Source organism: Pseudomonas gessardii (genome assembly GCF_001983165.1).
GTDB lineage: Bacteria > Pseudomonadota > Gammaproteobacteria > Pseudomonadales > Pseudomonadaceae > Aquipseudomonas > Aquipseudomonas gessardii.
In genome coordinates, this window is record NZ_MNPU01000112.1 from 1 (window position 1) to 2,303 (window position 2,303).

1 protein-coding gene is annotated in these 2,303 nt (G+C 42.7%); it reads left to right on the forward strand.

Going from position 1 to position 2,303, the window contains the following annotated elements; all coding sequences use genetic code 11:
- Positions 1-144: 144 nt before the first annotated feature.
- Positions 145-2,217: a class I SAM-dependent DNA methyltransferase gene (locus tag BLL38_RS29780; RefSeq protein WP_159439756.1), complete on the forward strand. Its 2,073-nt coding sequence runs from the start codon at positions 145-147 to the stop codon at positions 2,215-2,217.
- Positions 2,218-2,303: the final 86 nt, after the last annotated feature.

A 2,303-nucleotide genomic window follows, 5' to 3' on the forward strand; every position in this document is an offset into this window, starting at 1 on the left:
AACGGGCGACTTGAGCACTTACGAGGTACCGCCTTGGGCTTTAGAAATTTAACCAATTACATAGCCAGGTGCTTGCTGAAGTCAGGAGGGTTTAGAAATCAGCTACACCCTTAAATGCGAAGAGCCGTCAAAGCAGCCGAAAAAATGGCAAAATTGTTCGACATGCTTCGCTTGAATAATGCAGCCAACGACTCTAACCAAATCCATGCACAAAACGTATTTCTATCAAGGATACTGTTCTGCTACTTTGCAGAAGATACAGGAATATTTGAACCGAGGTTGTTCACTGGACACGTTGCCTCACACACAGCCGAAGACGGTTCAGATCTTGCCGACTATCTGCGCCAAGTGTTCGACGTAATGAATCTAGAGGTTAGGACCAATGTACCTAACTACTTAGAAGATTTTCCGTATGTGAACGGCGGCCTATTTGCAGATAAGCTACCTGTACCGACATTTGATCGAAAATCCAGAGCAATGCTCATCGAGTGTGGCTCTGATCTAAACTGGTCTGAAATCAATCCGGATATATTTGGCTCGATGATTCAGGCCGTAGTTGACCCCAGCCAACGGGGCAACATGGGTATGCATTACACGTCTGTACCCAACATCATGAAAGTCATAGAACCGCTATTTTTGAATGAATTAAAGGCAGAGTTCGCAAAGCATCATAGTAGCCGAGCAAAACTTGAGCAGTTATTGCTTCGCTTAGAACATATAAATATATTTGACCCGGCATGTGGATCGGGAAATTTTTTAATCATTGCGTATAAAGAGCTACGCGAGCTAGAAATGGAAATCTTCAAGCGCTTGCAGGAAATAACTAAAGACGGTTTAATTCCGCTACCCCGGATCAAAATTTCGCAGTTCTATGGCATAGAACTGGATGACTTTGCGCATGAAGTTGCCATTTTATCTCTATGGCTAGCAGAGCATCAAATGAACCTAAAGTTCAAAGAAGTATTTGGACGCTGCAATCCAGCGCTTCCTCTAAATAACAGCGGCAATGTAGTTAGAGGTAATGCGTTGCAAAAAGATTGGAAAAATGTTTGTCCTTTATCTGATAACACCCAGGTATTTATACTTGGAAATCCACCTTACTTGGGGTCTAGCCTACAATCTGACCAACAGAAGGAAGATATTGCACATGTGTTTTTCGGTATCGAAGGCTACAAAAGTATCGACTTAATCGCAAGCTGGTTTTACAAAGCTGCTCGCTATATTGCGGGAACAGGCTCACGCGCTGCATTCGTATCTACCAACTCTATTTGCCAGGGTGAGCAAGTGGGGCTTTTATGGCCAAATATTTTTGAGAATAACATCGAAATTGATTTTGTACACCAACCTTTTAAGTGGGAAAATAATGCGAAAAAGAACGCAGCTGTTTATTGTGTCATTGTTGGGCTAAGAAATTCTTCAAATAGTGAAAAATATTTATTCAAGGAAGGGCTATCCCAAACTGTAGAAAACATAAACCCCTACCTTGTGGCGACCAAGCGTAATATTATCTTACCAAAAAGGCAAAAGCCACTATCCAGAATTCCATCGATGACTTATGGCAGTAAACCCACGGACGGAGGCAATCTTTTACTTGAACCTAATGAAAAGGATGAATTTGTAAAGAAGTATCCTGAAGCAAAGAAATACCTCAAACGGTTCATTGGAGCCTCTGAACATACCAATAACAAAGAACGGTGGTGCTTGTGGATTAACGATCAGGAGCTTAACGAAGCACTGACCATTAGAGGAATAAGCGAACGCATCAATAAGGTAGAAGAGTTCCGACTAAACAGCACAAAAGCTGCAACGAGAGCGATAGCAGGTGTTGCGCATCGATTTGGCGAGCCTCGTTACATAGCAAGCAACTCTATCCTCGTTCCTATTCATGGCTCGGATCGCCGCCAGTACATCCCATTTGGATTTCTGGATAAGTCATTTGTGGCCTCGAATGCTACACAAGTCATTTATACCGGGGAGCTATATGTTTTCGGACTTATATCATCTCTGATTCACAACGTCTGGATCAAAGCTTCTTGCGGAAAAATCAAGGAAGATCCACGATATTCCTCTACGTTAGGCTATAACAATTTTCCAGTTCCATCATTAACAGACCAAAATAAGCTGGATATTTCCGCTTTAGTCCTCGAAATCCTAAGCTCTAGGGAGCAATACCCTGGGCGGTTGCAGGAGCTGAGTGCAACACGGTTATTGAATTGACGCAGGAGCATCATATTGCATAGCCAAGGCTTTCTGCATCACTTCGCTCATGACTTCGATAGGACATTTGAAATCGAAGCGCTTAC